General features: G+C 35.5%; 23 protein-coding genes. 16 read left to right on the top strand and 7 right to left on the bottom strand.

The features are described 5' to 3' along the window. The first annotated feature begins 24 nt into the window (after positions 1-24). The 3 genes from P164_RS04565 (at position 25) to P164_RS04555 (ending at position 2,529) form a co-directional block, all read left to right on the top strand. Entirely contained in the window at positions 25-474 is a 450-nt protein-coding gene (locus P164_RS04565) for a KTSC domain-containing protein (protein ID WP_028375287.1), read from the top strand. 16 nt (positions 475-490) lie between these two features. Further along, entirely contained in the window at positions 491-1,345 is an 855-nt protein-coding gene (locus P164_RS04560) for a DMT family transporter (RefSeq protein ID WP_028375286.1), read from the top strand. A gap of 128 nt (positions 1,346-1,473) precedes the next feature. Then, a complete protein-coding gene (locus P164_RS04555) occupies positions 1,474-2,529 on the top strand; it encodes an NAD(P)-dependent alcohol dehydrogenase (protein ID WP_028375285.1) in 1,056 nt (351 codons plus the stop codon). 76 nt (positions 2,530-2,605) lie between these two features. Here P164_RS04555 and treS read toward each other — a convergent pair whose 3' ends face one another. Then, positions 2,606-5,917 (bottom strand): maltose alpha-D-glucosyltransferase, encoded by a 3,312-nt coding sequence (treS, locus tag P164_RS04550; RefSeq protein WP_028375284.1) that lies wholly within the window; start codon positions 5,915-5,917, stop codon positions 2,606-2,608. 512 nt (positions 5,918-6,429) lie between these two features. Between treS and P164_RS04545 the strand changes: the two genes are divergently transcribed. From P164_RS04545 to lpxD, 6 genes are all read left to right on the top strand, one after another. Beyond that, entirely contained in the window at positions 6,430-6,624 is a 195-nt protein-coding gene (locus tag P164_RS04545) for a cold-shock protein (RefSeq protein WP_028375283.1), read from the top strand. A gap of 123 nt (positions 6,625-6,747) precedes the next feature. Continuing rightward, positions 6,748-8,298: an SDR family NAD(P)-dependent oxidoreductase gene (locus P164_RS04540; RefSeq protein ID WP_028375282.1), complete on the top strand. Its 1,551-nt coding sequence runs from the start codon at positions 6,748-6,750 to the stop codon at positions 8,296-8,298. Positions 8,299-8,301: 3 nt separating this feature from the next. Then, positions 8,302-8,526 carry a VF530 family DNA-binding protein gene (locus tag P164_RS04535; protein ID WP_035899341.1) on the top strand — a complete coding sequence of 75 codons (225 nt, stop codon included), beginning with the start codon at positions 8,302-8,304 and terminating at the stop codon, positions 8,524-8,526. 38 nt (positions 8,527-8,564) lie between these two features. Next, positions 8,565-9,131 (top strand): Crp/Fnr family transcriptional regulator, encoded by a 567-nt coding sequence (locus P164_RS04530; RefSeq protein WP_028375280.1) that lies wholly within the window; start codon positions 8,565-8,567, stop codon positions 9,129-9,131. A gap of 77 nt (positions 9,132-9,208) precedes the next feature. Continuing rightward, positions 9,209-11,518 carry a beta-glucosidase gene (locus P164_RS04525; RefSeq protein ID WP_051621197.1) on the top strand — a complete coding sequence of 770 codons (2,310 nt, stop codon included), beginning with the start codon at positions 9,209-9,211 and terminating at the stop codon, positions 11,516-11,518. A gap of 195 nt (positions 11,519-11,713) precedes the next feature. After that, complete coding sequence (lpxD, locus tag P164_RS04520) at positions 11,714-12,706, top strand: UDP-3-O-(3-hydroxymyristoyl)glucosamine N-acyltransferase (RefSeq protein ID WP_028375278.1); 993 nt, start codon at positions 11,714-11,716, stop codon at positions 12,704-12,706. Here the strand turns inward: lpxD and P164_RS04515 are convergent. Together P164_RS04515 and P164_RS04510 are read right to left on the bottom strand one after the other, a co-directional pair. Beyond that, positions 12,703-13,602, bottom strand: coding sequence for a DUF6268 family outer membrane beta-barrel protein (locus P164_RS04515; protein ID WP_028375277.1), 900 nt, complete (start codon positions 13,600-13,602; stop codon positions 12,703-12,705). The two genes, lpxD and P164_RS04515, sit on opposite strands and share 4 nt — an antisense overlap. A gap of 147 nt (positions 13,603-13,749) precedes the next feature. Further along, positions 13,750-14,022, bottom strand: coding sequence for a hypothetical protein (locus P164_RS04510; RefSeq protein WP_035899340.1), 273 nt, complete (start codon positions 14,020-14,022; stop codon positions 13,750-13,752). A gap of 295 nt (positions 14,023-14,317) precedes the next feature. Between P164_RS04510 and P164_RS04505 the strand changes: the two genes are divergently transcribed. The 5 genes from P164_RS04505 to P164_RS04480 all read left to right on the top strand — a co-directional run bounded on the left by P164_RS04505 (position 14,318) and on the right by P164_RS04480 (position 19,307). Beyond that, the gene (locus P164_RS04505) at positions 14,318-15,880 is read left to right on the top strand and encodes a protein adenylyltransferase SelO (protein ID WP_028375276.1); all 1,563 of its coding nucleotides are present in this window, start codon (positions 14,318-14,320) and stop codon (positions 15,878-15,880) included. Between the two features lie 271 nt (positions 15,881-16,151). Next, positions 16,152-16,646: a peptide-methionine (S)-S-oxide reductase gene (locus tag P164_RS04495; RefSeq protein ID WP_028375274.1), complete on the top strand. Its 495-nt coding sequence runs from the start codon at positions 16,152-16,154 to the stop codon at positions 16,644-16,646. A 174-nt stretch (positions 16,647-16,820) separates the two neighbouring features. After that, positions 16,821-17,336: a membrane protein gene (locus tag P164_RS04490; RefSeq protein WP_028375273.1), complete on the top strand. Its 516-nt coding sequence runs from the start codon at positions 16,821-16,823 to the stop codon at positions 17,334-17,336. A gap of 152 nt (positions 17,337-17,488) precedes the next feature. Further along, complete coding sequence (locus P164_RS04485) at positions 17,489-18,412, top strand: EamA family transporter (RefSeq protein WP_028375272.1); 924 nt, start codon at positions 17,489-17,491, stop codon at positions 18,410-18,412. A gap of 58 nt (positions 18,413-18,470) precedes the next feature. Next, positions 18,471-19,307: a hypothetical protein gene (locus P164_RS04480; RefSeq protein WP_028375271.1), complete on the top strand. Its 837-nt coding sequence runs from the start codon at positions 18,471-18,473 to the stop codon at positions 19,305-19,307. 114 nt (positions 19,308-19,421) lie between these two features. On the opposite strand, the gene P164_RS04475 is transcribed toward P164_RS04480, so the two are convergent. Further along, positions 19,422-20,321 carry an EamA family transporter gene (locus P164_RS04475; RefSeq protein ID WP_028375270.1) on the bottom strand — a complete coding sequence of 300 codons (900 nt, stop codon included), beginning with the start codon at positions 20,319-20,321 and terminating at the stop codon, positions 19,422-19,424. Between the two features lie 166 nt (positions 20,322-20,487). Here P164_RS04475 and P164_RS04470 point away from each other — a divergent pair, with 166 nt between their 5' ends. Continuing rightward, complete coding sequence (locus tag P164_RS04470) at positions 20,488-20,679, top strand: cold-shock protein (RefSeq protein ID WP_028375269.1); 192 nt, start codon at positions 20,488-20,490, stop codon at positions 20,677-20,679. An 82-nt stretch (positions 20,680-20,761) separates the two neighbouring features. Here P164_RS04470 and P164_RS04465 read toward each other — a convergent pair whose 3' ends face one another. Next, positions 20,762-21,409 carry a thiamine phosphate synthase gene (locus P164_RS04465; protein WP_035899339.1) on the bottom strand — a complete coding sequence of 216 codons (648 nt, stop codon included), beginning with the start codon at positions 21,407-21,409 and terminating at the stop codon, positions 20,762-20,764. Positions 21,410-21,751: 342 nt separating this feature from the next. Beyond that, a complete protein-coding gene (locus P164_RS04460) occupies positions 21,752-22,312 on the bottom strand; it encodes a DUF4494 domain-containing protein (protein ID WP_028375267.1) in 561 nt (186 codons plus the stop codon). A 218-nt stretch (positions 22,313-22,530) separates the two neighbouring features. Here P164_RS04460 and P164_RS04455 point away from each other — a divergent pair, with 218 nt between their 5' ends. Then, on the top strand, positions 22,531-23,130 hold the full coding sequence (locus tag P164_RS04455; protein ID WP_028375266.1) for a DUF6642 family protein: 600 nt from the start codon (positions 22,531-22,533) through the stop codon (positions 23,128-23,130). 117 nt (positions 23,131-23,247) lie between these two features. Here P164_RS04455 and P164_RS04450 read toward each other — a convergent pair whose 3' ends face one another. Beyond that, a complete protein-coding gene (locus tag P164_RS04450; protein WP_028375265.1) occupies positions 23,248-24,552 on the bottom strand; it encodes a Na+/H+ antiporter NhaC family protein in 1,305 nt (434 codons plus the stop codon). Positions 24,553-24,593: the final 41 nt, after the last annotated feature.

Raw genomic sequence — 24,593 nt, 5'->3', positions numbered from 1 at the left:
TTGCGGCTTCTAAAAAATGACGCAATGAAACGTATTACAGCCTACCGAAAATTATTTAACACAGATAAGAATGCTGATCTTAAGCAACTTAAAACGGCTTACCGGAATCTTGTAAAAGAATGGCATCCAGATAAATTTCAGGATGGTGACGTACTAAAAGAAGAAGCAGAGTTAAAAAGTCGGGAGATTATAGATGGATATCACTTTTTAGTAAGTATCGCTCCAGAAACTACAGCTGCCAATTTAGAAAATTATACAGCAGTAATTAATTCTGAAGGTATTGTTGATTATCAGCATAAGGGAGTTCTTCTTGAAATTACCTTTACAGATGGCAGTACCTATGAGTATTTTGGTGTACCGCGTAATGTCTTTTTAAAGTTTCACAATGCAGGTAATCAAGTGCGTTTTGCAAAACGTAATATTTACACAAGCTATACCTATCGCAAATCTAAACGCGAATTGCAGGAAGCATAATCTATATATTTTATAAGTGACTAAAAAAGCAATATTCGCAGTGGTAATAGCGGCCTGTATTGCAGGTTTTAATGGTATACTTATAAAAGCAATGCCTAGTTTAACAACGGGTACCATCGGCTGGTTTAGAGTTGGGGTACCCGTTCTTTTTTTACTTCCCTCTCTTATTTACAACAGAGAAATTAAGATTACAGGAGATTATAAAATGCTCATTCTTGCGACAGTGATTAATGCTGTACGCCTATATTTTTACCTAGTTGCCTTTATTTATACCTCAATTGGTAATGCGGTGGTTCTCTTTTATGTCTACCCATTATTTGTTACGCTTATTGAAACTTTAGTTTATAAATCTCCAATAAAAAGAACTCAGATATATTTAATGGTTCTCGCCTTTGTGGGCATAGCTATTACCTATCTCAACAAGCCATTTAGTTTTGAATCTAATGATTTTGTAGGGATGATGGCATCTATTATGTCTGCTGTAGGTTATGCTTTTTTTGTTTGTATTTTTAAACGACAGACCCCAAACTATAATAAAAAACAATTACTTTTCTTTCAAAATTTAGGTGGAGCCTTATTATTTCTACCCTTTTTGTTTACTATGGAAACACCCGTACCGGCACAATTAGGAATTGCAGTTTTTTATGCATTACTCATTGGTATCGTTGTTTTTAGTTTGTTTTTCTTTGGTTTAAAACATTTAAACGCCACAACAGCAACTTCATTAATGTATCTAGAAGTTTTAAGTGCTGTGATTCTAAGTTTTTTAGTTTTAGATGAGAAACTAACGTGGAATACCTACCTAGGAGGAAGTTTAATTTTAATAAGTAGTTTCTTTATTTCCCGTCTCAACCGAAAGGTTACTTCCTAAAAAATAACTTACAATAACCTGGTTTATTAACCTAGGTTAGGTATATGCGTTAAACTTAATTTAAATAGATCTATTCATTTTAATTTTCGCTTTGTAATAGCGTTATTTTACTTAAAATAAATATTAGTATGAGCGAAGTAAAAGCATATGGCGCAGCAGATGCCAAAGCGGAATTAAAACAAATAATAATTGAACGTAGAGACGTAAAGCCTCGTGACGTTAAAATTAAAATTACATATTGTGGTGTTTGCCACAGTGATATACATACGGTACGTAACGATTGGGGTGGTTCAAAATACCCTGTAGTTCCCGGGCACGAAATTATAGGTAAAGTACTTGAAGTAGGAAACGAGGTTACTAACATTAAAGTAGGTGACACGGTAGGTGTAGGATGTATGGTAGATTCTTGCCGTGAGTGCGAACCATGCAAACACGATTTAGAGCAATTTTGTGAGCAGGGAATGGTAGGTACTTATAACGGCAAAGATAAGCATCTAGGAGGGCATACCTTTGGTGGTTATTCTGAAGAAATCATTGTAGATAACTATTACGTTTTAAGCGTTCCTGAAAATCTAGACGAAAAAGCCGTAGCACCCTTATTATGTGCTGGTATTACCACATTTTCTCCACTAAATCACTGGAATGTGAAAAAAGGAGATAAAGTAGGCGTTATAGGTTTAGGTGGTTTAGGACATATGGGTATCAAATTTGCCCACGCTATGGGAGCACATGTTGTGATGATTACCACAAGTCCTGAAAAAGGTAAAGATGCAAAACGTTTAGGTGCTGATGAAGTGTTGATTTCTAAGGATGCCGAAGCAATGAAGCAACATAACGGTACTTTTGACTTCTTATTAAATACTGTACCTGTAGGACACGATACCAACCCGTATTTAAATTTACTTAAAATTGATTCTACAATGTGTATGGTAGGAGCTGTAGAGCCGCTCGAGCCTATGCATGGAGGTAACTTAATTTTAGGACGTAAAAGTATTGCAGGATCGCTAATAGGTGGAATAAAAGAAACTCAGGAAATGCTTGATTTCTGTGGAAAACACAATATTGTAAGTGATATTGAGATAATCGATATGAACACTATTAATGAAGCTTACGAACGCGTTATTAAGGGTGATGTAAAATATCGTTTTGTAATTGATATGGAATCTTTGCGTAAAGCGGAATAATTATCCTTCAAGTAAATTTAAAAACCCCCGATTCTTTTGAGAATCGGGGGTTTTTTGTTCTTTAATTCTGGTTTAACTAATTTTTACAGCTATCTAAAACTGCCAGAATACCGCGTAATGCTACCAGAGACCAGTGTGGTCTATTTTCTAATTCGGTAGTAAGTTCTATAAGTGATTTCTCTAGTAAAAAAGTGTTGAGCACCACCTTATAGTCAGTTTCATTTTGCGGTATTAATTGCGAATCTTGCATGGTTTCATTATAACCATTTAAATAAAAACGGGTCGTATGATAATACCATGCTTCGGCCCATTTCTCCAAATCTGAAGGAGTGTACGAGTCTATATAATTTTGTTCTAAAATTGGCGAATACGCAGCATAATGTAATGAGCGAATCATTGAAGCGACATCGCGTAAGCCTGATCTAAGTATACGACGCTCACTAAAAGCTTTTGAAGGATCACCTTCAAAATTGATGATGATAAAATCTTTCCCGGTCCATAATAAATTCTGAAGCTGAAAATCACCGTGAGTACGTATTTTAAACGTATCTATTTTGTGATCAAAAACACGTTTAAAACAAGAAAGCACCTCGCCTTTGCGAGCAAAAACTACTTTTGCTTCCTGTTTTATAGCTTCCGGAAGTGTTGGTATTGCTTTTTTCAATTTTTCAAAGGCCTCTCGCGTAAGGCTCTGCAAAGCAGAATACAATGATCGCTGGTAGTGTAAAGAAAATTCTTCTTGCTCAACGCCCATAAATCCTTTTAAATTTGAAAGCGCAATATGCATTTCTGCACTACGCTTACCTAATAAACTCAGCCTTTCAGGAATAATATTATCTATTAAGAGTTGGTCCTGTTCATTCAAATCTTCAAAAACAAGCACCTTCGTGCGTTTAGAAACATCAAGTTCTGGTGTCTGTGGATGTTCCTGAGTCTCAACTCGCTCCATATACCTGTGGGCCGCATCTGTCGTATTTTCCCAACCAGTACCGGTGTTACTAACCAAATCCTGCATCATTCCTAAAACGGCTCTGTTTTTATGTTTTGTTGCGTAAATCAAGCTACCCATATAATCTGGGGTATATTCAAATTTTACGACTTCCGTAAGATATCGAGCGATTTCAGCATCGGGATTTATGGTACTGTCTAATCTTCTATATAATTTTAAAAAGTAACGGTGATCATAAATTATAGAAGTATTACTTTGTTTAGTTTCTATAAGTCGCGACCCTACGTGCTCTATATCTGCATCAGGAGTAATTGTACCTTTCTCAAACAGAAGAGCTTCTTTGTCTAATTTGAGCGTTTTACCGTGTTGCAAACTGTAAAATAAATAGGATCTAAATGGCTCAATATACACCGCATCTACAAACAGGCCTTCTGCTGAATCTAGTATTAGTTCTGCCAGAATTCCATTTTGAGGAACAGCTTCTAATAAACTCTCGTGTATATTTTCAATAAAGCAAACCGGTAATTGATAAATTTCAGGTAAGCCTTCATTAAAAATCACTTCAACAATTAGATTTTTAACCTGTAAATTTTCCACAGGTAAATCAAAAAAATTAGTGATATGCATAGATTGAATGGTACGCTCCCGATCACCGAACCAATATTTACCTTTAAAATAGCCGGGAAGTAGCTGTTCTTCTAGGTATTTTCTGTTTTTGGTATTGAATAACGTATCCCAATTTTTTGTTTTTAATTGCGATAGCGGTCTATCCTGATGTTCTGCCTCGGGTTTACTTAAAGAGAACCAATAATACCCGTGAGGAGCCAACGTGAATAGGTAAGGGTTAGCGGTTATCTTCGGAAATTTATTTCGGCTAAAAACTTCAACCGGTATGTAATCTTTATAGTCTTCAAGTTCTAATTCTACTGCTTGTGAGAAACGAGATAAATTGGCAACTACAAGAATCGTTTCATCCTCGTAAGTACGTGTAAATGTAAGGATTTTGGCATTTGAAGGGGCTAAAAACTGAATATCCCCACGCCCAAATGCTTTGAAATTTTTTCGCATATTCATAATGCGCTTCATCCACCACAAGAGGGAAGATGGATTCATTTGCTGAGCTTCTACGTTAACTGATTCTGCACGATACTGCGGATCAATAATAGTAGGTAAATACAGTTTCTGAGGATTTGCCATTGAAAATCCGGCATTACGATCTGCAGTCCACTGCATGGGCGTGCGCACACCGTCGCGATCACCTAAATAAAAATTGTCACCCATCCCAATCTCATCACCATAATAGAGAACCGGTGTTCCCGGTAATGAAAACAGCAGCACATTCATCAATTCTATTTTGCTACGGTTATTATCGAGTAAGGGAGCTAGTCGTCTTCTAATACCCACATTTATTTTTGCCTTAGGGTCTTGAGAATATACTTTATACATATAATCCCGTTCCTCATCGGTAACCATTTCTAAGGTTAGCTCATCATGATTTCTTAAGAAAATTGCCCATTGGCAAGCTTCGGGTATTTCTGGGGTTTGATCTATAATGTCTATAATAGGGTAGCGGTCTTCCATCTTAACCGACATAAACATACGTGGCATAATAGGAAAGTGATAATTCATATGGCACTCATCACCATCACCAAAATAGGCAGCAGAATCCTCTGGCCACATATTAGCTTCAGCAAGCAGTAATTTACCATCATATTTAGCATCTATACGTGCTCTTAGTTTTTTTAGAAAAACATGCGTTTCGGGTAAATTTTCACAATTAGTACCGTCTCGCTCAAATAGATAAGGAACCGCATCCAGTCTAAAACCATCTACACCCAGTTCACACCAGTAATCCATAATATTAAAAACCTCTTCCTGTACATCGGGATTATCAAAATTTAAATCAGGTTGATGCGAGAAGAAACGATGCCAATAATATGCATTTGCTTCGGCATCCCAGGTCCAGTTTGAGGGTTCTGTATCTGTAAAAATGATACGTGCGTCTTTGTATTTTTCTACTGAATCACTCCACACATAATAATCTCTGTATTTAGAACCTTTTTCGGCTTGTCGTGATAATTTAAACCACTCATGTTGATCTGATGTATGATTGATAACAAGTTCTGTAATTACCTTTAATCCTCTATTGTGAGCTTCTTCTATAAAGCGTTTAAAGTCATCAATCTCACCATATGATTTATTAATGGTGTAGTAATCTGCAATATCATAACCGTCATCACGTAGTGGAGAGGGGTAGAATGGGAGTAACCAAATTGCTGTTACCCCTAAATCTTCAAGATAATCTAACTTCTGTAACAAGCCTTCAAAATCACCAATGCCATCACCGTTGCTATCAAAAAAAGCTTTTATATGTAACTCATATATGATTGCATCTTTATACCAGTTTTTTTGATCTTTTTCGGTGAGTATGTTTGCCATGTGAGGTTTTTTAATTTAAAATTCTTTAATAAGTTGATAAAGTTAAAGAAGTGACTTTAAAGAAGTCGTTAAATAATAACTAAAGCGTACCAGTGAGCAGGCTTAAAAGGGAATAATTAGAATCTTAAAATTTCTTTTGTGTATTAAAAAACAGATAAATAGAATTAATTGTTGTGTGTAGTATATTTAGACTATATTTGTATCGTTAAATTATTTAAGTGACAATTTAAAACTGCAAATAAATCTTTTAATAGCAATAGTGCAGTACATATTTTATAAGTAAATAAAAGCTCTCGAGGCAAGTTTCAATTTAAATACGGGTGAAGATCTTTCTTCATTTATGAGATTCAAATACTACTTCTTCCATAGTTCTAAATACATCAGAACCTTTTAAAATCCCTGTAAAATAAAAATTAAGACCAGAAAGCATATATAGGTTTTAATTGTAATTTTTAAGTATGAATGCAATACAACGATTTGTAAATAAATTAATTAATAATAGAGTAAACGTAATGAAAGAAGGAACAGTAAAATTTTTTAATAACGCTAAAGGTTTTGGATTTATTAAACCTGAAGGGTCTGACGAGGATGTTTTTGTACACGCAAGTGGTCTTATTGACGAAGTACGCGAAAACGACCGTGTAGAATTTGAAACCGAAAGAGGTAAAAAAGGAATCAACGCGATTAATGTACGTGTGATTGACTAATCATATAGACAATTAAAATGCTAAAAAGCCTTCTTTATGAGGGCTTTTTTTATGCCTTATTTTGTTTACAATACCCGATAATTTCAGTTAATTTTGAAATTTTATTAGTACCCTATAATGCCAATGTCACAACAAGAATCAGAATTATCTAATGCATATTCTGCAGAAGATATTGCTAAATGTATTGAAGTTTTAGAACATCTAAATACCAATACAAACCTCATTTTTGAATTACCTAAAGAGCAGCGTATTGCACTTTTAAAGTCTACAGGAAAATTGTCAAGGCCTAACCGTGACGAGTTTTCACGTAGAAAAAAAGATGCTAAAAAAGCGCAAAAGCGCAAACAGGCTGCACGAGATAAAGCGGCTCGCAAAGAAACCGGTATTCGCAGCGCTCGTGAGGCTTCAATATTTACGGCTCCTAAACTTCTTGCTGCAGCAGATCTTAGTGCTATAGAAACTCAAGAATTACAGACACCTCGCAATTGCTATGTTTGTAAAACTGAATTCACAAAATTGCACCACTTCTACGATACTATGTGCACCGAATGCGGAGATTTTAATTACGCCAAGCGTTTTCAAAATGCGGACTTGACTGGGCAGGTAGCTATAATTACCGGATCGCGTCTTAAAATAGGCTATCACATCACATTAATGTTATTACGTGCAGGGGCAACAGTTGTTGCAACCACACGGTTTCCAGTAGATTCTGCAATACGTTTTTCTAAAGAAGATGATTACCACGTCTGGGCAGATCGTTTAAAAATACACGGGCTTGATTTACGTCATATTCCCAGTGTTGAAATTTTCTGTAATTATATAGAGCAGCGCTATGACCGTCTGGACATTCTTATAAATAATGCAGCACAAACTGTGCGAAGACCTGCAGGATTCTATCAGCATTTAATGCCTAATGAAGAAAAACCATTAGCAGAACTACCTAAATTTATTAGACAAACTCTAGAGGATCATATAGAATGTCTTGATGAACTTAAGTCCTTGGGGACTACAGCAAGTGCAAACCGAAATATGCCTGTAACCTGGCATGGTCCTGAACCGGGAATAGGAATACGGGCTTCAGCAAAATTATCGCAGATACCCTATAGTTTTGACAACTCGTTGCAAGCTTCAGAAGTGTTTCCTGAAGGTAAACTAGATGCAGATTTACAGCAGGTAGATTTGCGTAAGACAAATAGCTGGCGCTTAAAGCTGGGAGAGATAGAAACTACAGAAATGATTGAGGTACAACTGGTTAATTCAGTCGCTCCATTTGTTTTGTGTAACCGTCTTTCAGAACTAATGAAGAAAGAAAATACTGGCAAAAAGCACATCATAAATGTATCTGCTATGGAAGGTAAATTTCATCGCTTTTTTAAAGAAGATCGTCACCCACATACTAACATGGCTAAAGCAGCCTTGAATATGTTGACACATACTGCTGCCGGGAGTCTTGCTAAAGAAGGTATTTTTATAAACGCTGTAGATACAGGCTGGGTAACAGATGAAGACCCTGCAGAATTGGCAAAGCGTAAAATTGAAGAACACGATTTTCAACCGCCACTTGATATTGTAGATGGTGCTGCCCGTGTAATTGACCCGTTGTTTGATGGTATTAATACCGGTAAACACTGGAGCGGTAAATTTTTAAAAGATTATTTCCCCATAGACTGGTAAATTATGGAACAACCCAATAATCCCTTACACGGTTTAACTCTAAAAGTTATACTTGAACGTCTTGTTGCTCATTATGGCTGGGAAGAATTAGCAGATCGCATTAAAATAAATAGTTTTAAGACAAATCCCTCAATAAACTCTAGTTTAAAGTTTTTGAGAAAGACAGACTGGGCTAGAAATAAAGTAGAAAACTTATATTTAAAGACTAAAAATATTAGCGACTCTTAAATTAAGTTTAGTTAAATCTATTTTTAAATACTGGTTTTATGATAGATCAATTTCTCAATAAATTGAGCAGCCTAAGCTATTTAAGTGATTCCACACGAGATTTGCTTAAACCGTTTATAAGTATCAAATTTTTTGAAAAAGGTGATTTTATATTAAAGCAGGAAGAAATTTGTCGAGATCTCTTTTATATACAAAGCGGATTTGCCAGAGAATACTATTTTAAAAAAGGCAAGGATGTCACTGAATGGTTTGCGGGTACCGGAAGTTTTTGTTTTTCAATTGAGAGTTATTTTAATGATACGCCCAGTAATTTAATTATTGAGGCCCTTGAGCCTTCAAAAGTTATTTTTCTTTCTAAAGAAGGTCTTATGGGCCTAGATAAAAATAATATAGAAATCTCCCGGTTGGCTACAAACTTCTTTTCTAATTCACTAATCGCATCTCAGCGACGTATGGAAAGTATCCATTTTCAAAGTGCAAAAGAACGTTACTTATACCTCATTGAGCAACAACCTAAAATCCTTCACAAAGTACCACTCTCACACATTGCTTCCTTTTTAGGAATTACTCAGGAAACGTTAAGTCGTATCAGATCAAAAATATAGCATTTGATTATTTGATAATTGTCAAAGGTTTTGGCTATTAAATTTTACATATTTAGAATCTAATTAATATTCTAATTATGAAATTAAAGTCTTTTGCGTTTTTACTCTTGATTTGTAGTAGTGCTATTGCACAGCAAACTACAGCAGAACAAGTAGCTCAATTGAGCCTCGAAGAAAAAATTTATTTAGTAATAGGAACCGGTATGAATGTTCCTGGTGTTCCCAAAGGGGCAGAAGCTCCGCAAGCAATTGTAGGCGCTACCCAAGATAAAGTTGCAGGTGCTGCGGGAACAAGTTATCCCATTAAAAAATTTAACTTTCCGGCAGTTGTATTCGCAGACGGCCCGGCGGGAATTCGTATTAGTCCTACTCGTCCAGATAGTCCAGATCAAACGTTTTATGCTACCGGTTTTCCTACAGCGAGTAGTTTATCATCTTCCTGGAATGTCGACTTAGCGCAACAAATAGGAAAAGCTTTTGGTATTGAAGGTCGTGATTATGGGGTAGATGTGCTATTGGCACCGGCACTTAACATTCAACGAAACCCTTTAGGCGGAAGAAATTTTGAATATTACTCAGAAGATCCTGTTTTGTCAGGAAATATTGCAGCAGGTTTTGTAAATGGGGTTCAGGCTGAAGGTTTAGGTGCTACTATTAAACATTTTGTAGCTAATAACTCAGAGACTAACCGAACTGCATTAAATACTGTTGTAAGTGAGCGCGCACTTCGTGAAATCTACCTTAAAGGATTCAAAATTGCAATAGACAAAAGTAATCCTATGGCAGTAATGTCGTCTTACAACAAAATAAACGGTACTTATGCTTCTGAAAATGAAGAGTTACTTAATCAGCTTTTACGAGAAGAATGGGGATATGATGGTTTTGTGATGACCGACTGGTTTGCAGGTACTAATCCTGTTGCACAAATGATAGCTGGTAATGATTTGCTTATGCCGGGAACAGACCTCCAGGCAAATACAATTAAAGAGGCTGTAGAAAATGGAGAATTGGATGTAGCTATTTTAGACCGAAATGTTATTGCCATTTTAAATGCATACAAAAACACTTTTGCATTTAAAGGATACAATCCTTCGGGAAAAACAGATCTAGAAGGTCATAAACTAATTGCCCGCAATGCAGCTACAGAGGGAATGGTTTTATTAAAAAATGAGGCTGTACTTCCATTAGCTGCAGATGTAAAAATAGCTTTGTTTGGTTCGTCTTCCTATGAGACCATTGCAGGAGGTACTGGAAGTGGTGATGTAAATAAGGCCTACAGTGTATCGCTTTTAGAAGGTTTACAAAATGCTAATCTTAAACTTGATGAGCATTTGACCTCTGCGTATTCTATATATATGAAAGAAGAACGTGCTAAAATTCCACCAAAAGCAATGTTTTTTCTAAAAGATGAATTAGTCCCTGAAAAGAGCTGGACTAAGGAAGAACTTTCAGAAATTGCTAAAGAAAATGATGTTGCCATTTTTACGTTAGGACGTACTTCGGGAGAATTTCAAGATCGTACAGATGAAGGTGATTTTAGTTTAACAACACTAGAAAAAGATTTAATTCAAAATATTAAGTACGCTTTTAACGCTCAGGGAAAATCATTTATTGTAATTCTGAATATAGGTGGTGTTATTGAAACAGCTTCCTGGAAAGATTATGCAGATGCTATTTTATTAACATGGCAGCCGGGTCAGGAAGCTGGTAATGCCATTGCCGATATCTTAAGCGGAAAATCTAATCCTTCCGGGAAATTACCGGTTACATTCCCCATTCAAATAGCAGATGTTTCATCTAGCAAGAATTTTCCGGGAACTGTACTTGATCCAAATGCTCCTAAGCCCCAGAATATAATGCAGGGCGTGCCTTCAGAAGAACTATATCAAGAAGATATTTATGTGGGATATCGTTATTTTGATAGTTTTGAGGTACCGGTTTCGTTTCCTTTTGGTTTTGGGAAATCCTACAGTACGTTTACCTATTCTGATTTAAAAGTAACAAATGAAGATGGAATCAATGTAAGTTTTAAGGTTACTAATACCGGCGATAGAGCAGGGAAGGAGGTTGCACAACTCTATGTAGCCGCACCCGCTACCGGTCTGGAAAAGCCAAATAAAGAATTAAAGGCTTTCGCTAAAACAGAGGAATTGGCTGCCGGCGAATCACAAATTATTAGCTTTGCGTTAGCTCCTGAAGAATTAGCTTCCTACGACAGTACAACTAATGCCTGGAAATTAGATGAGGGTATTTACAAAATTCTCGTTGCTACAGATTCAAAAACTATTAATCTGAAAGCCGAATTAAAAATTAATGCTTCGGTTGTGCGCCAAACTAAAAAATTGTTGGCTCCAACAAAGGAGATTTCTAATCTATCAAGAAATTAATAAACTATTCCCCTTATATTTTACAGCGAGCAGCTTACTAACTACAGGTAAGCTGCTTTTTTTATAGAAAATAGCGCTCTATAAAGTTTTCAATAATCTAGGAGTTAATTTTTATAAGTATCTTCCACTGCTTTTAATAGGATAATTCCTCTTGGTAGTGTCAAAAAATTATTACAAACTAACTTAAAACGTATAATGATCAACTTCTCATTAGAGCAAATTAGCACTTTACTTTCTGCCAAACAATTAGGTAATTCTAGCCAACAGTTTACCGGGCTTAACCATTTAGAGAAAGCATCAAATGATCAGATAAGTTTTATAGGATCTAGTAAATACGCAAAATTATACAACAATTCAAAAGCAGGTGCGATTGTAATTAGTGAAAACCTGGCACACCTGGTTTCTGGTGAAATTCCTTTATTAGTCGTACCTAATGCAGATCTGGCAATGGCAAAATTATTGTCTTTATTTGAACCCGATGCACCTTATATCGAGGCTGATATACATCCGCTTGCGACCGTACATCATTCTGCTACAATAGGAAAAGATGCATCTATAGGGGCAGGCTGTTATATAGGCGCTAACGTTATAATTGGGGATGAAGTAGTGATTTATCCTAATGTGACGATACTAGATGATTCTACAATAGGTACTAAAACTATAATTTGGCCGGGTACAGTAATAAGAGAGCGTTCTCAAATAGGCGCATATTGTATTTTACATAACAATGTTAGCATAGGTGCAGATGGTTTTGGTTACAGACCTAGTGAAGACGGTCGTGGTCTAATTAAAATTGTACATATAGGTAATGTAATTCTTGGTAATGGGGTAGAGATAGGCGCTAATTCTTGTGTAGATCGTGCAAAATTTGATTCTACCATTATTGGCGATGGCTGTAAAATAGATAATCTGGTACAAATAGGACACAACTGTATTTTAGGTAAATGCTGTATAATGGCAGGTCATAGTGGTTTAGCCGGTTCTGTTACCCTAGGCGATGGCGTTATAATTGGCGGAAGCGCTTCAATTAAAGACCATACAACAATTCATTCTGGAGCTGTAATTGCTGCCGGATCTGGTGTAATGGGTGATGTCGCTGCAGGTAAAACTATGCTGGGCTACCCTGCAACAGAATCTCGCGATAAGCTGAGAGAATGGGCTGCAGTACGTAAACTGGGTAGAAGCTAAAGATTAAATCTATAGAGTAATTCTAATTTAAACAACGCACCTTTAGCTAAAGGTGTGTTCAGTTGATTTCGGTCGTCACCCAGATAGAAAAGGCTCAATCCTAAATCTACCTGATCACTTTCTTTAAAGACTTTATAAGTTCGGGTTATTGAGTAGCCAGCTTTGGCTTTTAAATACAATCCTTTATATAGGGGATAGCGTAGGTATGCAAAAAACTCGGTTGTATTTTTTGCAAAATATTCGGTTGTAGAACCAAAATAGGGATCTGACAAGGCATAGCTAGATGTTAGTCCGTTTACATCGCCACCTATATTTATTTTATTGGTAAGCATAAAATTGATATCTCCGTTAATCGTAGTTATATAGGCTTCAAAACGTTTGCTAGGGCTCAAATAGTAAAATCCTGCATAGGGTACCAGAAATAGACCAAATTCTTCTGTGTTTGCATATAAACCCATTTTCCAGCTAAAATTTTCATTCTTCTTTAACGTAGCCAACGCCAAACCTCCTAATTGAAAACCATCTGAAGTTATTAAATCAAGGTCTGAGGCTATTTTAGGAATTATTAAATACGTTATCGCTAAACGGTCTGAATACTTATGATTTAAGCCCAGAGCTAAACTAAGAGAGGCTAATGTAGTTTTCTTACGGTAAGTAGGATCTAAGCGTAATGCATTAGATTCTATCATTACATTAGATATAAATGTGTTTTTTTGGTCTAAAACCTTCGGAAACGTAAATTGAAATTCAAGCTCATTTACAGCCGTTGATTCTTCAGAATTTTCAAAATCATTTTGAGGTGTTGTAGAATAGGAAAGATTTGCCAGATCTATATAGTTTTGTGCCTGCGAGGTGATTGTTACCAGCAAGGCTACTAAGAGGTTTCTAATATTCATCAAACGAATATAGCTAAATTAAGAATAGGTTGGATTTTCCTTATTAATTCAGAAAATAAATTAAATTATGTAATCACATCTCTAAAAAATTGGGCATAAAAAAAGCGCGAACTATAAAGATCGCGCTTATAATAAGGTGATTAAAAATTATCCTGAAATTTTATCAGCTTCATTTTTAACGTTATTTTTCAACTTAGCGTAGTTGTCTGCAACGGTATCTTCAACCTCTGTATAGGTATCTTTAATACGAGCTTCAGCTTCCTGATACGTTTCTTTCAATTTAGTACCGGCTTCACTAATTTTATTTTTGATTTTTTCTTTCTCTTCAGGAGTTGCTGTTTTGTATTTATACCAGGCAAAAAGACCACCGGCAAGTCCTAAAAGTGCTACTAATCCTGTTTTTTTGTTAGATGAATTCATATTTTCAAAGGTTTTAATTGTTCAAATTTATAGGTGCAAAGTATATTCCATTATTCTGATTGTCAGTATACTTTAATATAAGTTTAATACTGTGATCTTAGAAATACGTCGTAATGCCTGTATACCTAACTCAAATCCATAATCTTAGAAATCATATTCTTAAACTTTAAATAAAATGAAAGCTCTGTCATAAAATTCATAAGTTTTTTAACTGACAGGTTTTAGTACCTAAACCGACTCATCATCTGTACCTTTGTAGTGCCTTCGGCGTAAGCCAAAATCTAAAATAAATCAGATGCAGTTTAAGTTTAATAACCTCTTTACAGATAATCTTCCGGCAGATCCCATTACAGAGAATGCGCGCAGGGAGGTAACTGAAGGGTTCTATTCATTTGTAGAACCTAAGGCCACCGCAAATCCGCAATTGATTCATGTTTCTGAAAAAATGCTTGAAGAATTAGGCATTTCGCAGGAAGAAGCGCAATCTGAGGAATTTTTAAAAATGGTAACTGGTAATAGCGTTTTACCCCAAACTAAACCTTATGCTATGCTATATGGTGGGCATCAGTTTGGAAACTGGGCCGGGCAATTGGGAGACGGTAGAGCAATAAATTTATTTGAAACAGATCATAAGGGTAACCACTGGGCACTACAACTTAAAGGAGCGGGGGAGACGCCGTACTCGAGATCTGCAGATGGGCTTGCCGTTTTACGCTCTTCTATACGCGAGTATTTAATGAGTGAGGCGATGCATCATTTAGGTATTTCTACCACACGTGCACTTTCACTTTCATTAACAGGTGATCAAGTTTTACGGGATATGATGTATGATGGTAATCCTGATTATGAAAAAGGTGCCGTTGTAAGTAGGGTGGCTGAATCCTTTTTACGTTTTGGTAATTATCAGATTTTTACAGACAGAAATGATAAAGAGAGTCTTCAAAAACTGGTAGACTATACCATCACTTATTTTTTCTCCTACCTGGGTAAACCTTCCAAAGAAAATTACTTAAAATTTTTTGCCGAAGTTTCAGAGCGCACTTTAGCTATGATTATAAATTGGCAGCGCGTAGGATTTGTACATGGGGTAATGAATACCGATAATATGTCTATTTTGGGACTTACGATAGACTATGGTCCATATGGCTGGTTAGAGGGTTTTGATTGGGGATGGACACCCAACACGACAGATCGTCAACATAAGCGCTATCGTTATGGCAACCAACCCAATATAGGTTTGTGGAATTTATACCAGCTCGCTAATGCTTTATATCCACTTGTGGAAGCCTCAGAAGGTTTTGAAGAAATATTAGATATTTATAAAAAGGAGTATGCCGTGAAGTCTCTTAAAATGATGGCAGACAAGTTAGGTATTGTAAAAGCCACAGAAGCAGATTTAGAATTAATTGCAAATTTTGAAACATGTCTACAGCTTGTGGAGACCGATATGACTATAATCTTCAGAAATCTTGCTGACTTTAAAAAAGAAAAGCCTGCCGAAGGATTTGAGTTAATTACCCCTGCATTGTACACAAAAGAAACACCAGGTGATGATATTCAAAAACAATGGAATGACTGGTTTTTAAGCTACTCAAAGCGTTTACAGCAAGACTCGCGGTCTGATGCTGAGCGTAAAACTGCTATGAATGCGGTAAATCCTAAATATGTCTTACGCAATTATATGGCGCAACTGGCAATAGATGCTGCAGATCAAGGAGATTATACGCTTATTGATACGTTTTATAAAATGCTAAAAAAACCTTACGATGAGCAACTGGAATACCAACAATGGTTTGCGAAGCGGCCAGACTGGGCGCGAGATAAAGTAGGCTGTTCCATGCTTTCGTGCAGTTCGTAGTGAGCGTTTTAAAGTATATTAATAAAATTCCTATCGGTTATTCTGAAGTCAAGTATTTCGCTAAAAAATACGGCGTAACCCGTACTGATTTTAACAACGGAAAAAGCATAAAAATCTTTGCCAAAGAGCTAGGCGGCACAGACTTTATAAGCCTTAACTACTATATAACCACTAATGGCACACTTCTAAAACCTTGCGAAATGCCAAAAGAAAAAGTTATTGCATTTTTAAAAGAAAGTATACTTATTACTGAAAAAAAAATTAAAAGTTGATGCGCAAATCTATTTCAAAAATAGCTTTAGGTGGCGGGTGTCACTGGTGCACAGAAGCCGTGTTTCAATCATTAAATGGTGTTCTTAAAGTAGATCAGGGCTATGTTGCATCAACGGGATTCTATACGGATTATTCTGAAGCGGTAATCGTGCATTATAATCCTGATATCATTCCATTAGCGGTGCTTATAGAAATACATCTTTACACACATAAAAGTACTTCAGATCATAGTTTTAGAACTAAATACAGATCTGCGGTTTATTATTTTTCAGAATATCAAGAAGCGATTATTTCTCAAATAAAAATCGATTTACAGCCTCTGTTTAAAGAACAGCTTATTACTCAAATACTTCCCTTTGCAAGTTTTGAGGCTTCGCGTGAAAGTCTACACGATTATTATCTAAAAGATCCTGATAAACCTTTTTGCAAACGCTACATACAACCAAAACTTAAACTTCTAAAAGAGAAATTTAGTTCAAGAACTTCTGTATAATTGCAATTATTTCTAATTTTTAAAAAGCAATCGTTCAAAAAGAGTGCGGGGATATATTAAATCAATATTTAAAAGGCATTAAATATCAGATTATATCAAAAATTTTTAGGTATTTAAACCTGGAGTAACTGATAGCGTCTAATTGAACACATTACAATTAATCTAATTTAAACTATGATTTCAAAACGTGAACTTTCTTTAAAAATGCGAGAATACCACCGTTACTTAGGTTTTTTCCTGGCCGGTATAATGGCTGTTTATTCTATAAGTGGTATCGTATTAATTTTTAGAGATTCAGATTTTCTGAAGATTAAAACTATAGAAACAAAAACTATAGCTGCAAACCTAAGCACCACCGAAATAGCAAAACCACTGGGTCTGCGCAATCTTAAAATTGATAAAGAAGAAAACGGTACTTATTATTTTAAAGGTGGAAATTACAATTCAAAAACAGGAGAGGCTGAATATACAAAAGCAGAGTTACCTTCTATTTTAAAAAATATGACCAACTTTCACAAAGCAAAATCGGGTGACCCGTTGTTCTTTATGAATATATTTTTCGGAGTTTCTTTGCTGTTTTTTGTGATTTCGTCATTCTATATGTTTTTACCTAAAACCAGTATTTTTAGAAAAGGAATGTATTTTGCAGCGGCGGGAATTGTCTTAACTGTTATTTTACTATTTGTATAAAGCACTTTATAAAGAAAAAAAAGTATTTAAATGTAAGCGCCTGTAAAAACAGCTTATTTATAAAATTTCTAATAGCATTTTTTTCAATTTAGAAACCGACAATAGATTATATTGTCGGTTTTTTTTAGCTCTATTTTAAACGACTTTTTACTATGTCACAAAAGAATCCTACTGTTATTTTCCTTGCTTTTTTTGCGATATATGTGTTTTGGGGATCTACTTATTTATGGAATAAAATGGCCGTTACAGAGCTGCCGCCGTTTATGTTAGGAGGTTTTCGCTTTTGTACAGCAGGTCTTATTATTTTTGGTATTGCTGCATCTTTAGGGCATTCTTTACGCATAAGCCGTAAGCAACTGGGTAATTCTATTCTTGCCGGTGTGTTATTTCTTTCGGTAGGAAACGGGGTTTTTGTCTGGGCTTTAAAATATATAGATAGTGGTTTTGGAGCATTAATCGCCTCGATGTACCCATTATTTATTATTCTAATGATGATGGTTATTCAAAAACGAAAACTCAAAAAAATGACCATTGCGGGAGTATTTCTGGGCTTAATAGGTATGTTATTGCTCGTTACCCAGCGTCAACTAAGCATAGAACCTAATTTTTGGTTAGGCGTAGGTCTGGCTCTTACTGCTATATTGAGTTGGAGTTCGGGAAGTTTAATAGTTGCTCATGTAGAAACGCCTAAAAATCATTTTGTATCTACCGCATATCAAATGACCGCAGCCGGCGTGGTTTTACTTCTGGCAAGCTTATTTATAGGCGAGGAGTGGAGCAGTCCGCTAAGCTGGTCTGGTCGCACTCAAATCGCATTAACCTGTCTTATTTTATTCGGAAGTATCGCAGCATTTTCCGCATTTAATTATTTACTAAAAAATGTAGATACCGAAAAAGTCTCTACATCTGCTTACGTAAATCCTATAATCGCTATGTTTTTAGGTTGGTATTTTCTAGATGAAACGATTACGCTACAATCTATAATCGCAGCGGCGATTTTGCTAACCGGTGTTTACTTTATCAATGTAGGGAAAGGAAAAGGAGATAAAGAAGCTAAATTAAAAACTAAAAACTAGCCTTCGGCTTTCTTTTTTTATTAGTATTGTGCCGCAATTAAGCTGTTAAACACGTATTATGAAAAGCGCACTTCTAGTTTTGATTCTTAGTTGTTTTACTCAAATTACGGCACAACAAACACCGGTAGATCAAATAGCAGGTATTTATCATCAAAAAGGAACAAGTCCTGAGGGAGGAACCACGTATATTTTAAATGACAATCATCAATTTGTAATTACATTCTTTGGAGGAATTTTAAAAGGAACGTGGCAGCAACAGGGTGAAAACATCAACTTAACGACAGATAATTCTCCGCATTATGTGTGTTATGGGCGATATATTCCAGATTTAGAGGGAATACAAATTCGGTTTAATGTAGAAGAAACAAATGAAACTTTAATTCAATTTAATACGTTAGATACTGAAATGAAACCGCTATTTAACGAAGGAGCTAATTGTTTTTTAAGACCTTATGATGTTGTATTTGAGGAACAGCCAACAGCGCTTTATTTGCTGCAAAGTTCAGAATACCTGCCGGACTCTCCATTATATCATTTTTCAAATAATCAGGAGTTTAATCAATTTTTGATAATTAATCTGAGAGAAGAATATACTACGAGTCAACAATTTTCTTTTCCATTTATAAACGGCCAATTACTATTTGATTTGTCAGCGAGTTCCAGAAAACCAGTTTCTGATCTTTCCGAAGAAGATAAACTCTTTATTGAAAACTACTTAAACACAAATTTATTTCCTGATAAACTAACCCCTGACGATCGTTTTTTTCCAGAATATCACGAACCTAAATCAACTGATACAATACCTTTTATACGTTTAGAAGCACGTGTACTTCCCAGACCTGAGTTCACTAAAAACGAAACTCCCCTCTTGTATTATACGTGCGAAGAGGAATAAAGTAAACTGAAATTTTAGCAAGTGATTTTTTTAGCTATTGAGAATTGGAGAGTTAAATTCAAAAAAAACCGTGACTATATTAGTAACGCTTTATCTCATCACAAACCCTAAATTCTACGAATACAAAATCAAAAAAACACCTACTAGAATTCCGGTTAGGGGTATAAGTTTTTTACGTTTATTCTTTTCTTTAAAAACTAAACCTCCTATTACAACCGCAATAATTAGCTGACTGCGTTTAATGGCAGAAAGTAGCATAATCAGGGCTTCAGGATCTTGTAGCGCCTTAAAGTAAAAATAATCTGCGGTTTGCAAAAGCACACCCACTGCGATTATAGACCATCTAAAGGTGAAGGCTTTTCGTTTTTCGGCCTTCGGAAACCAGAGTATGGCGAGTATGAATATTAAAATTAGAATAGTATACCAGCAGAACCAAAATTGTAATGTCTGCGGATTTAAGGAAAGATTCTGAATTAAAAACTTATCATACAAACCGCTGGAAGCACCCAGAAAGGTTGCGGCAATAATGGCTAAAATCCATTTATTCTTTTTAAAAATGATTCCTTCTTGTTTGCCAATGCGCGAATACAACACCACCGAAAGAATAATCACAAAGAAACCAATCCATTGCAGAGAATTGGGTTGTTCTTTATAAATAAAAATAGCTCCAATAAAAGTAAAAAAAGGACCCGCAGACCGTATAGGTGTAACAATGGTGATGGGTAAGTGCTTTAAAGCCTGATAGGCTAAAATCCACGATGCTGCCATAATCATTGATTTGATGAAAATAAAACCGTGAACTTCCCAGGGAATCTCGGTAATATAAAAGTCCAATTCTTTAGTAAATTCAGGATAGTAAATAGATCCCAAATAAAAGGGCAAAAACATTAAAAATCCTGAACAAAGGGTACCTAAAAGAACAGGAAGAACCTCGTTGCCACGTACAGCGTGTTTTTTACATAAGTTGTGTAATCCTAAAAAAAGTGCGGCCAGTAGCCCTAAATACATCCACATTGCGCAAAAATAATTTTTTAGGTCTGTAAGTACGCCGCTAAACTCAGTTAATTAGCACTTAAATTATTTAAAATGCTGTTTTATTAGACTTTAGCTGAAGTAAGGTGTATCTTTGGCACCGTAATTGCTTACTATTAAGTAATTATTAAATTTTTTAAATATTATTATGAGTAACGGAACAGTAAAATTTTTCAACGAAACCAAAGGATTTGGATTTATTACAGAAGAAGGTGTTGAAAAAGACCACTTTGTACACATTTCAGGATTAATCGACGAGATTCGCGAAGGCGATGAAGTTGAATTCGATCTTCAGGAAGGTAACAAAGGATTAAATGCAGTAAACGTAAAGGTTATCTAATACATATATCTTAAAGTTTTAAAAAAGCCCGTCAATAAATTGACGGGCTTTTTGTTTTTTATTCGGTTATCCGTATTTATGTTTACTCAAAAGTGTGACGTTGCTCTTCAGTCGAAGATGCTTTTAATAACTGATTAAATGTTTTAATTGAATTGAAATCTTGAGTAATATAATCTGAAACTACTATTCCTGAAATTCCGGCAGTCATCAAGTCCTTCACATCTTCAGGGGTTATTCCACCTGCACCCAATATAGGAGTTTCAGTAGTTAAAGCTTCAGTAATGAGGCTATACCCATTTAAACCCAAACCTGTTTTTGCGGTAACTAGTTTGGTATTTGTTTTAAACGGATTTAGATTAATATAATCGATATCTTTAGCGATTAACGCCTCACATTCTTGCAACGTATGCGCACCGGCACCTATTATTTGCCAGGTATACAGGTGATTGCGTACTGAAAGTAGGAGAGAAAGATCTGTTTTTTCTAAATACACACCATCTGCTTTGATCTCCCTCGCTATTTTGTGATGATCAGTTAAGAATAACCGGGTTTGAAAATGCGAAGTGATTTCGCGTACCTGTTTTGCCAATTTAAGCAATTGTTTTTCGGTAGCCTTTTCAAAATCTAATTGCACTAATTCTATACCTGATGTACAGGCCTTTTGAATATTTTCTAAATGCTCTTCTGAAGAATTACCCTGAGATCTGTAATGTAGTTTAGGTATTATCATATATAATTATTTAATGAGCCGATGCGTTTGCAAATATAGGCTTGAAGCGTGCTTAAGCGATTTGATGTTGCAATAAGTTGGTGGTTAAAGTTTTTAAAGGTTTTCTTCGGAAGATCTTGAGCCTGGTTGTATAATCGATTTCTGATTTCTCAATAGGTTTGCAATTTACAGTAAGATTACTTCTAATGAATTGCACTGAATTAAAATCTTTTGTACTGAAAGAATCACTATTTATTATAATAAAAAAAAGTCCCGATTTTTCGAGACTTTTTTTGATTAATAATGTAGCTTTTTGAGTAAAGATTCCTTAAAAAGGTAAACTTTAAGGTCTACAATATTATATTATTCAGCTTCAGCAGTGAGCGAATCTGCCATTGCCAATTCTTCGTTATCGTCGTTATAGCTAGGTGTAGATTCTTTTAAGCGATTAAACTCTTCCAGACGCTCTGTTTCCTCCTCATCACCTGAAAAATATGGAAAGACATCCATAATAGGAGATTCAGAAACTGCCGGAATAGTGTATTCGCCCATTGTATCCTGCATTGTACTTACAGTGTTTTCAAAGGCTTCTTTGACATCATTTGCCTGTACCAACAGATACATATTGGTTTTACGTTCTTTACCGCTTTCTTCGTCAAAAGCGATTAACGAGATTTTTGATTTAAACCAGCGATCGCAATTTTCAAAAGGATGAATCTCTGCATAATTAGCAACTTTAATGTTGGTGATTTTAATTTCTTCACCTTCCATTAAATACGAAGCCATTTCTTCGGTAATTCTACTTTCTGCTTCAGTGTACGAGATTGCATCTACTAAAAAAGGTTCGGTTTTAACCTTTTGCGTACCAGACGCTTCATCAAATTTTCTATATTTTACCTTGCATTCGTACCAGGTTGCACTCATAATATATTGTTTTAAAAATTCAAAAATAGGGTATAGGCTCTATGGAAATTCGCAAAAAAAGAGATAGATATTCACAATTTAAAAACCTATTTTTTATTCCGCTAGATGGTAGCAGGTTACCTGTTTTGAAAACATATGTTGGTTTAAATTAACAAAGGCAATACCTGTAAATGTTATAACAGTCTTTAAATTTGCTGACTACTTATACTATTTTAAAAGTGCTGGAAAAAAGAACGCAAGTACCGCAGAAACATGATTTAGATCCTGATAAATTTATTTATTGTTTAGAAGGTGTTCCCGATATAGATGTAGATCAAATTACTGAAGTTCAAAAAAGCCTGGAGGAGTTGGCGCTTCAATACGGTGTGGCAAGCATATATCAAACTTGTGATACTATTGAAGGACTCGAAGCGAGCTTAAATGCGCTGGTTATGGACGATCATTATTTTAAGGAATACGAGATTATCTATCTAGTGATGACCGGGGAAGCTAATAGTATATGTTTAAATGATTACTATTACAGTTTTCAGGAAATTGCAGAGTTATTTGAAGGAAAGTTGAGAGGGAAAATCGTTCATTTTTCGAATGCTAAAGTACTGGATCTTGACGAAGAAGAAGCGCAATATTTTTTAGATATTACAAACGCAAAAGCAGTTTCTGGCTATGGAAATGCCGTTGACGGGATAAGTAGTTCTAATCTTGATAAAGTGTACTTCAATTTATTTAATGAAGATGATGATCTTTTTAATGTCGTAGAGACCTTACATGAGAAACACTATGCAATATGCAAACTTTTAGATTTTAGAATGTATTACTAGTATGTTGCCTTCTATGAGCTACTGAAGGTTGTTTTACTTGTTTCAAAAAAAATTAATACCTCAATATTTAAATTCCATTTGATTTTCGTTTTAAAAGAAGTCTTCTGCATAAACAGATTATGATTTTGCTTTATGCATCGGGTTGAACGTAATAAAAAGAAGCGTGTAAACCAGCAACAAAAGTAAATACCAGGTATTGCCCATTAAATCTAAGTAATTAATCTTTCCGTTAGAAAAACTCAAAATCATAAGCACTTGCGCTCCATACGGCAATAAGCCCTGAACAATACAAGCAAAAATATCTAAAATAGATGCTGTTTTTTTGTTGTCTAATTGGTACTCATCATTGATTGTTTTTGCAATAGGACCCGCAATGATTATAGATACCGTATTATTTGCAATAGCCATATTAATCGTACTTACTAAGGTTGCAACGCCCAGTTCTGCAGTCTTTTTATTTTTAATTAGCTTTTTGATATTTACTAGAATATATTCAATCCCGCCATTACGGGCAACCAGAGCTGCGAGTCCGCCGGTGAGTAAGGATAGTAAGAAGATTTCGGTCATATTTGTAAAACCTTCATAGGCAATTTTAGTAGATTCTATAAGCGTAAAATCGCCGTAGCTAATTCCCAAAATACCTGCTGCCAACACGCCAACAAACAGGGTTATAAAAACATTAAGCCCAAGAATAGAAAGTAAAATCACCAAAATATACGGTGTAATTTTGAGTACATCATAGTTATAACTTACAGCTGTAGCTTCAGTAGCTGTAAGATCTGTCCCTTGAAAAACTAATATAGCGATTGTGCCTATAGCTGCAGGTACGGCAATTTTTATGTTCTGTTTAAATTTATCACTCATTTTGGTGCCCAGTGATTGAGTCGCCGCAATAGTCGTATCTGAAATAACCGATAAGTTATCTCCAAACATACTACCACCTAAAAGCGCACCGCAAAGTATCGCCAGGTCTGCACTGCTATTAGCTGCAAAACCCACAACAATGGGAGCCAGCGCAACAATCGCTCCTACCGAAGTTCCCGTAGAAACAGATAAGAAACCAGCAATAACAAAAATACCTACGTAGATGTACTCAATCGCAATAAAGTCTAAACCCATATTTACAATAGCGTCAACACTTCCCGTGGCATTAGTTACAGCGGCAAAAGCTCCGGCAAGCAAGTAAATTAAGCACATCGTGAGGATTTTATCATCACCGCAGCCTTTTAAAAGCGTGTCTATCTTAGTATTAATAGACTGTCTAAACATTAGAAATGCGACTACAATCCCTACAATAACCGCAATAGGTGCGGGAAGTGCATAAAAGTCATCTTGATAAATTCCTACACCGAGAAAGGTAACTACAAAAACCAATAAAGGAATGAGTGCTGAGAATTTTGGAGTAATCTTAAGTTCTGCCATTTTATAATTTTATACTCAAAAAGGCAATAGCAGTAATTACA

The sequence above is a fragment of the Leeuwenhoekiella sp. MAR_2009_132 genome (assembly GCF_000687915.1).
Lineage (GTDB): Bacteria > Bacteroidota > Bacteroidia > Flavobacteriales > Flavobacteriaceae > Leeuwenhoekiella.
This window is presented reverse-complemented; position numbering and strand designations above follow the sequence as displayed.